General features: G+C 45.2%; 5 protein-coding genes. 2 read left to right on the top strand and 3 right to left on the bottom strand.

Annotated features, from left to right (window positions below):
* Together AB4653_RS17120 and AB4653_RS17115 are read left to right on the top strand one after the other, a co-directional pair.
* Positions 1-1,987 (top strand): methyl-accepting chemotaxis protein (locus AB4653_RS17120; protein ID WP_372104812.1); only part of this gene is annotated, 1,987 nt, incomplete at its 5' end.
* A 196-nt stretch (positions 1,988-2,183) separates the two neighbouring features.
* Positions 2,184-3,350 (top strand): DUF1887 family protein, encoded by a 1,167-nt coding sequence (locus AB4653_RS17115; protein ID WP_009847162.1) that lies wholly within the window; start codon positions 2,184-2,186, stop codon positions 3,348-3,350.
* A 327-nt stretch (positions 3,351-3,677) separates the two neighbouring features.
* Here AB4653_RS17115 and udp read toward each other — a convergent pair whose 3' ends face one another.
* The 3 genes from udp to AB4653_RS17100 form a co-directional block, all read right to left on the bottom strand.
* Positions 3,678-4,436: a uridine phosphorylase gene (gene udp, locus AB4653_RS17110; protein WP_009847163.1), complete on the bottom strand. Its 759-nt coding sequence runs from the start codon at positions 4,434-4,436 to the stop codon at positions 3,678-3,680.
* Between the two features lie 313 nt (positions 4,437-4,749).
* Positions 4,750-7,107 carry a zinc/cadmium/mercury/lead-transporting ATPase gene (locus tag AB4653_RS17105; protein ID WP_009847164.1) on the bottom strand — a complete coding sequence of 786 codons (2,358 nt, stop codon included), beginning with the start codon at positions 7,105-7,107 and terminating at the stop codon, positions 4,750-4,752.
* A 171-nt stretch (positions 7,108-7,278) separates the two neighbouring features.
* Positions 7,279-8,742, bottom strand: coding sequence for an MATE family efflux transporter (locus AB4653_RS17100; RefSeq protein ID WP_009847165.1), 1,464 nt, complete (start codon positions 8,740-8,742; stop codon positions 7,279-7,281).
* Between the last annotated feature and the right edge of the window lie 175 nt (positions 8,743-8,917).

Raw genomic sequence — 8,917 nt, 5'->3', positions numbered from 1 at the left:
GGGATCTGTGATCAAGCGTATGTACGCTGGTTTCGCACTGATCATCATCATGTTCGCAGTCACGATAACCATCATGATGAGCAGCATGAATCAGATACATAGCAATTTTGAGAGCGTCTCAAAAGTCTCATTGCCGCTGGTTGCGCTTTCAAACCAAACAAGTGTCCAATTACTTTCCGCTGACAAGTCATTTAAAGACTTCTTAACCACACAAAATTCTGAGCGTATGTCTGCAATGCGTACAGAGTTTGCTGCATCACAAAACGCTTTTTCTGAAGTTCTAGGTAGCCTAGAAACAGCAAGCCAAGACAATACCTCGCTCACTGAGCGCATCACGCAATTAAGAGCGATGGAAGAACGTTACTTCACCGAAGCAGATGAAGCGATGAACAATTATATCGCTATGTTTGAGGCGCAAGAGCAAGTACAAAAAGCATCACGTGATTTCCAACGCTTACATTCAGAATTGACCGTTGGCATGAAAGAGTACGTTGCCGACCAAAAAAGCATCTCTGTAAAAGTGATGGCAAAGAGCTACTTTATTAAACTACAAGACGCCGAGGTGATTACCTCTGATGCACTAGCAAGTTCTGATGTTGCCTTCGTACAAAAAGCCGTCAACCAAAACAAAAAGGCCGTTACCCACCTAAACTACGCGTACCGTGGCTTAGCGACACAATTGCCTGCGATAAAAAATGTTTTCGATGAATCGGTTAAAAACTTCACCAAAGACGTGGGACAAAAAGGCGGTGTTTTAGATAAACATAATAACTATCTGAAAGCGAAAGAAGCCTTGTACATCAACATTGCTAATCTAGCCGTTGAAGTCGACCAAGCAATGGCGGTACTGGATTCTTTCAACGTCACAGCGGAAGAGCAACTCAACTCATCATTAGCAGATGCGAGCAGCATCTACGACAACGGTCTATTCAAAGCGATTGCAATTGGCATTGTTGTCACCGTATTCGCTGCAGCAATTGGTTACCACATTGCACATAGTGTAAGAGAGCCACTAACGCGTATCCTCGGTACATTAGAAGGCCTGACTGAAGGAGATATGACTCAGCGTATCGATATTCGATACGACAACGAATTCAGCCGAGTAAGCCGTCACATCAATACCTTAGCCGACAACCTGCACAATATTCTGGTGAAACTGAATGACGCTTCAGATGACCTAACCAATACTGCAAGCGTAAACCAAAAAACCTCTTCTGAGACACAGGCTCAATTGAACAGCCAGCGTGAACAAACAGCAACTGTCGCAACGGCAATGACACAAATGTCTCACTCTGTACAAGAAGTAGCAAACAGCGCGCAAAGCTCGTTAACTATGGTTCAACAAGTAGAATCGGCTTCTGAATCAGGTCGTCAGGTCATGAACACCAACATCAGTACCATTAATCAACTTGAGGTGCGCCTGACTGAATCCGTGGGTGCTGTAGGCGAGCTACAACAAATGAGTAGCCAGATTGGCTCTATCCTCGATGTTATTCGTGGTATTGCAGATCAAACCAACCTACTTGCACTCAACGCAGCAATCGAAGCCGCGCGCGCAGGTGAACAAGGCCGTGGATTTGCTGTAGTTGCAGATGAAGTCCGAGTACTGGCACAAAAGACAACTCAATCGACGTCTGAAATTGAGACCATGATCAGTAACCTACAATCAAGTTCTAAAACAGCAAGCAATGTGATTGAAAGCTGCATGAGCGATATGGATATGTCGGTTCAACAAGCTTCAAGTGCTAATAGTGCTATGGAAGAAATTCAGGCATTGATTCTAGAAATCAGTCGAATGAGTACGCACATTTCTCAAGCCGCGGCTGAGCAGAGTGAAACTTCGGGTGATATCGCGCGTAACATTGAAGACATCAACCAGATTGCTGATAAGAGTTATCAAGCGATGTCATCAATTGCAGAGGCAAGCCAAAACCTAACAATTCTGGCAAACCAGCAAGGCGATTTAGTTCATCAATTCAAGCTATAAGTAAACGAAGAACCAATAGATATTCACCTGAAATGTTGGGATATCTCACCCAATAGTGATAACTAATTGAACAAGGGCAACTTTTATCAAGGGTTGCCCTTGTTTTTTATGAGCTTTGTCATTATATGATTATAAAGGCTTGCTGCTTCCCGTTTTTCTTTCACCTTTATGAGCGAGCCGCTATTAAGGAATTTATATGGCTGTTCATGTTGGCATTATCGATCAAGACCCCATTCGGTTGATCACCCCACTACTCGACAACCGAACGATCAGCACTCACATCGTGTTCATCGGTGACAAAAATCAAATCAGTATCTATCAACGCTTAGACAGCGTTTTGCAGAAGCGTGATATTACGAGTGAATTTTTCGAGATTCCAACTATCGTAAACACCTCTGCAATTAAAGAATCGATCCAAAACCTTGCAGAAGACTTAAAAGCTCGGGGACAAGAAGTGAAGCTCAACGCAAGTTGTGGCCTTCGTCACCGCCTACTGTCTGTCTACGAAGTATTTCGTACTTACCACTGGCCAATCTTTGTTGTTGAACCAAACAGTGACAAACTGTGCTGGCTTTACCCGAATGGTAAAGAAGACGCACAAGTTCAAGACCGCATCACTATCGATGACTACTTAACGGTATTCGGTGCTCGTGGTGAATTCAGCGATGTACAACTGTCTCCGCAACTTGACCAAAAACTTTATGAACTGGGTGAGCGTTGGGCAAGTAACGCATTAGAATTAGGCCCAGGCCTTGCTACATTGAACTACCTTGCAACGACCTGCCGTAAAGAACAGAGACTTGATGTGGGTTTGTCTGAGAAGCAACAAGGTTATCGCGAGCTGAACATGCTGTTGAGCGATTTGGTTGAAGCTAAGATTGCCACTTATGACAATGGTATTTTGACGTTTGCCAATGAAGACGCGCGACGCTTCTCAAACGGCGAATGGCTTGAGACATTGGTTCATAGCACCGTTAAGCAGATCCAAGATGACATGCCGACCATTCAAGATCGCTCTTTGAATGTTCAGGTTTATCGTCAGCTCGGTGAGCGCGAAGTTCGTAATGAGCTTGATGTTGCTTCTGTAGTGAACAATAAGCTGCACATCATCGAGTGTAAGACCAAAGGTATGCGAGATGATGGCGATGATACCTTGTACAAGCTGGAATCGCTCAGAGACCTGCTAGGTGGCCTACAGGCCCGTGCAATGTTGGTGAGCTTCCGCCCTCTTCGTCATAATGACATCACACGAGCAGAAGATCTTGGCCTAGCATTGATTGGCCCTGACGAATTAAAAGATCTTAAAACACATCTCGCGGCATGGTTTACCGCTGCCGGTGGTGATGAAGATTTAGAGTGCTAATTTAAGAAACTCGAACATATCGAATTCTCAAAAAACAAAAAGGCGAATGACCACTTAAGTCACTCGCCTTTTTTGTACCCGTAACGATTATGCCAATCGTAGTAAATGACTTATATCCACTACCCCGCCCGTATTAACAAGGTCTAAACTTTACAGCATCTAGATGTTCACAAGGTTTAGAGCTCACAAGGTCTACGTTTGCAAAGTCTAAAGCTCGCAAGGTAAAAAGCTCAAAGGACTTGTAAACAAGCAAAAAAATGGCCACATCATTCGATGTGGCCATTTTCAAAATTTGAAGTCGTTTTAAGACTTAAAGCACTTGAAAACTTAAAGCATTTTACGAGCAGCTTCTACAACCACTTTGATTGAGCGCGCTTCCGTTACTTTTAGTGTCTCGTGATCAGGTATCTCTTTTTGAGTACGGTTGATGATCACACCAGCAACACAACCTGCTTTCAAACCAGAACTTGCACACATTGTTAGTAGCGTTGCAGATTCCATTTCGAAGTTAAGAACACCCATGTCTTGCCATTCTTGCATAGAACCTTGGAAACGCTTAACCACGCGACCAGAGAACGTGTCGTAGCGCTCTTGACCTGGGTAGAAAGTGTCACTTGAAGCGGTTACGCCCATGTGAACTGCTGCGCCTGATTCTTCAACTGCTGCTTTCATTGCTGTAGCAACTTCGAAATCAGCAACTGCTGGGAACTCCATAGGAGCGAAGTGCAGGCTAGCGCCGTCTAGACGAACAGAACCCGTAGAAACAATCATGTCACCCACGTTTACGTGAGGTTGGATCGCACCAGTAGTCCCAACACGTAGGAAAGTACGAACACCAAGCTGAGCAAGCTCTTCAACTGCGATAGAAGTAGATGGGCCGCCGATACCTGTTGAACATACAACAACTGGCTTACCGTCTAGCTCTGCGCGGTAAAGCGTGTATTCACGGTGACTCGCAAGAAATACGGGATTCTCCATCTCTTCTGCAATTTTTTGCACACGAGCAGGATCACCAGGAATGATCGCAAGAGTAGCACCGTTAAGATCTGCTTCAGTAACACCTAAGTGGAAAACAGCTTGAGACATAGTTCGCTCCTTTTGGCTTATTGGGCTTTTTACCCTTATTTAAGCTCATAGTAAATTCGTGGGGTACGAACACACTCTAACCAAGCTCATAATGAAATGAAGTGACGAACATCACACCAATGATCGCAACAATATTTCAGGTTTCACGAAAAACCGATTGGCATCACAAAAATAAGCAATCCGAACGGCTGCGTTGCATACTAATGAGACAAAAAACGCCTTTAACGTATGACCGCTAAAGGCGCTTTTATGCGAGATGCTTCTTATATAAGACGCTTTTAAAATTAAGAGTGTCTATGTCTGAGAGCTGAACTTAATCCGCTTTAGACTTGAATCGAAGCAGGCGCAGTGCGTTGAGTGTCACCAGAGCTGTCGCGCCACTATCTGCAAGAACGGCAACCCAAAGCCCGGTAATACCAAGCAAACTGGTCACCAAGAACACACCTTTCAAACCGAGCGCTAGTGCTACGTTTTGACGAATGTTATTCATAGTCGCTTGCGACAATTCAATCATCGCGGGCAGCTCAGTTAAACGGTTGTGAGTCAGTGCTGAATCTGCCGTTTCAAGCGCAACATCAGTACCACCACCCATAGCAATACCGACATTCGCCGTTTTCATTGCTGGCGCATCGTTGATGCCATCACCGACCATAGCAACATGTGACTGTTGAGATAACTCTTCAACATAAGACACCTTGTCACTTGGAAGCAGGCTCGCTTTATATTGCATACCAATTTTGCTGCTGATCGCTGCTGCGCTTCGTGGGTTATCCCCTGTGAGCATGATTGATTGAATACCCAAGTCATTAAGTCGTTCAATCGCAAGCTTAGCGTCACTACGTAACGTATCTTGCCAAGCAATCAAACCAATCACAGTCGTAGCTTGTTCTGTTGACTCTTCTAGATCTTTAAGCTCAAGAGCAACCACAACCGTCTTGCCCTCGCCTTCTAATGCTTCTACCTGAGAAACCACATCGGGTCCAAGAGCGAACGTGACTTTAGACGGTGATAAAACCTGATACTTAACACCATCGACATCGCCTTCAACACCGCTACCAATGAGCGCTTTCTTGTTGTGTGACTCAGGGATCTCAACATTCAGCTCTTTAACTTTAGCGACAAGCGATTGCGCCAAAGGATGAGTCGAACCAACTTCAATCGCCCCAACTACACGAAGCATCACGTCTTGTTTCCAACCTGATAGAGGTTGAATATCCGTAACCTGAGGCTTACCTTCAGTCAGCGTACCTGTCTTATCAAAGGCAATCGTTTGAATTTTCCCTAACTGCTCGAGTGCCGCGCCGCCTTTAATTAATGCGCCACGTTTCGCTGCGGCTGCTAAACCAGAAGTAATTGCAGCAGGTGTCGAGATAACCAACGCACACGGACAAGCAATCAACAATAGAGCTAGACCTCGGTAAACCCAGGTTTCCCAAGGCTGCGCGAACAGCAATGGTGGGGTGATGATGACCAACAGAGCCACCAACATCATTAGTGGTGTGTACCAGCGGCTAAACTTATCGAGGAAACGTTCAAGCGGTGCTTTACGAGATTCTGCTTCTTCAATCAAGTGAAGAATACGGTCAATCGCGTTCTCACCCTGTTTTGACGTGATGGTGATACGAACGACTTTATCGACCACCACAGCACCAGCCATAATGCTGTTGCCTTCGATATGTTCGACAGGAACAGACTCACCCGTTAGCGCACTTTCATCAAAGCTCGCAGCGTCGGTAATAAGTTGACCATCAGCAGGTAAACGAGAACCCGCCGCCACTTCAATCACGTCACCAGGAGCAAGTTCACTTACTGCAACGTCAACACGTTCGCCGTTGATAATCTTGGTGGCATTTTCTGGCACCAATGCCATTAAGGCTTGAACACCACTTCTTGCTCTTGATGAAGCAAATGCCTCTAGACGCTCACCAATCAAAAACAGTAACAGAACCATCGCAGCTTCAGCTGTTTCGCCAAGGTATAAAGCACCGAGCGCGGCAACACTCATTAAGGTTTCGATTGCAAACGGCGTACCTGAACGTGCCAATTGAACTGCTTTCTTGGCCACTGGATACAAACCAAGCAAACAGGTTACGGTAAACAAACCTTCACTTAGTTGAGGAGAAGTACTTTTCAACAGTGCTGCGAAGAGCATTGCGGCTGCAATCGCTATAATTTGTAAATTAGGTTGGATATGAGCTTGCCAAAAAGTCTCGGGGTGCTGTTTTTCTTTTTTAGAACCAACTTCCGAAAGAGGGAAGCCCGTTTTGATAGAGACCTGTTCAATGGTGTCGGCAAGACTTTCATTGTCGAATTTCACAACTAGCTTTTCGGTGGCAAAGAGAACTTTGGCTTGAATAACACCTTCAATGTTACTAACAGCTTTCTCTATTTTTTTAGCACAAGCTGGGCAGTCCATTCCTGAGACCAACCAACTTTTAGAAAATTGGGCATTTAAAGTTTGAGTAGAGGACTGACTGTCTTCTTCTCCACTGTCTGAACCACAACAATCATCTCCTGACGATGAAGACGCAGTAGCAGAAGAGCTGCAACATGAAGATGAAGTACCTGCTGCGGTAATGCTTGAAATTTTAGGGCTAGAGCAACTTGCTCCAGTCGCTTGTGGTTGAACGTCCACTTTTGTTGAGCGGCACGCTGCGTGTTTTGCGCACATAATGTATCTCCTTAATACTCAAAAGCCTTGAGGTTATTGCTCACTCATGAGCAACAGAACCTTAAGTACAACAAAAGTATAAACCTTGGAGACTACTCCAAGGTCAAGAACAAATTGTCCAAAACCAAGAAGAAATTTACAAACCAACTAATCTATATTGGAGTGTCGCTGTTATTGCGACTTGAGCTCTTTACACTCTTCTCTGTTCGCCGATACATCATCAATAAGAACTGCATCATGTGAACAGAATGGTTGTGTATTCAAGCTGACTATCGACACATCGTCTTCTACAGGATCAACTTGGGAACCTTGCATAAGCTCGGCAATATGATAGCGAAGCACTAGGGTACCGAGTATTCCGAACAAAACATTGCCCAAGGCTTGCCCATACAGCACACCCAATGCGCCATACCATTGCGAGCCTAAGTAAACGAACGGCAATGTACCGAGAGTGGCTTTACCCAGATTCAGTGCTGTCGAGTAAAGCGGTTTACCTAAGTTATTAAAAGACGTGTTGGCAACAAACAGTGCGCCGTTGAAGGTGAAGGTCAACGCTACATAGGTACAGAATGCGGCAACAATAATTGCTGCATCACCTTGTAGACTAAAGCCTTGGATCACATAGTCTTGGACAAAGTATAAGAGAATACAAACGGCGATGGTGTACGCCGTAGTAACCAACAATGAGTTGTTGAGTGTTTCTTTTACTCTATCCATTCGTTCTGCACCAAAGTTTTGCCCAATGATAGGGCCCACAGCGCCAGACAAAGCAAAGATAACCGCAAAACAAACCGGCGTCAGACGACCTATCACAGCAAAGCCCGCGACAAAATCCTCTCCGTATTGTGCAATCCCCGTCGTTACAATCGCATTACCGATAGGCGTTGCGGTATTGGTGATAATAGCAGGCAGCGCAATAGCCAATATTGGTCGAATATTAATGCGCCATTGTACAAGAGAAGGGGGAGCCACCAGTTGGTGACTGCGAATCAAAGGGTAAAGCGAGAAAAAGAGCACCGAAAAACGAGCAAAGACAGAAGCGATAGCCGCCCCTTCGATGTTCCAACCAAAACCAAAAATAAACAAAGGGTCGAGAATCGCGTTAACAATACCGCCCGACAAGGTCGCCCACATCGAACGTTTGGCATCACCTGCAGCTCTCAAGCCTGCACCCGCAGCCATCGCTAGCGCTAGAAATGGCCCGCTTGGCAATAAGATTTGCAGGTAAGCTTGCGCCCGCTCTGCGGCAACCCCCTTTGCACCAATCGCAGCAAGTAGCTCTGGGATATAGGCGAACATCACCGCAGTAATCGTCAAACTGATGACAAAAGCAGTCAGCATAATACTAGTAGCGAGGTTTCGAGCGTGTTCTTGATTCTTTGAACCAATAGCTTTGGAAACCAACGCACCCATAGCAATAGAAGTACCGATCGAAACGGAGGTAGAGAAAAATGTCAGTGTGCCTGCAAAACCAACAGCCGCGGCCAATTCGACTTGTCCCAACATACTGATGAACAACATATCGAGTAAATCGACCACGAATAACGCCATCAAACCAACAGAGCCAGCCCCCGACATCACCAATATGTGGCGCATCGTTGAACCTTCTACAAACTTCGCAGTTTGATTTGACATGAAACCTCCAAAAGTTGGAACACCACAAAATAAAGCTCTATAAGCTAGTCAGCCACAAACTAGGGATCTACAAAAAAGATCCACCAAGAAAAGCTCTACAAAGAAAAAAGGCGCTAGTGCGCCTTTTCAATTGAGGGTATTGAGAAAAATAATCGTTCTTAACACACCACTATAC

Origin of the sequence: Vibrio sp. 10N.222.48.A3 (genome assembly GCF_041475345.1) — a bacterium.
Classification (GTDB): Bacteria; Pseudomonadota; Gammaproteobacteria; order Enterobacterales; family Vibrionaceae; genus Vibrio; species Vibrio tasmaniensis_A.
Note: the sequence above shows the minus strand (reverse complement) of the source record. Positions and strands in the feature narration are given on the sequence as shown.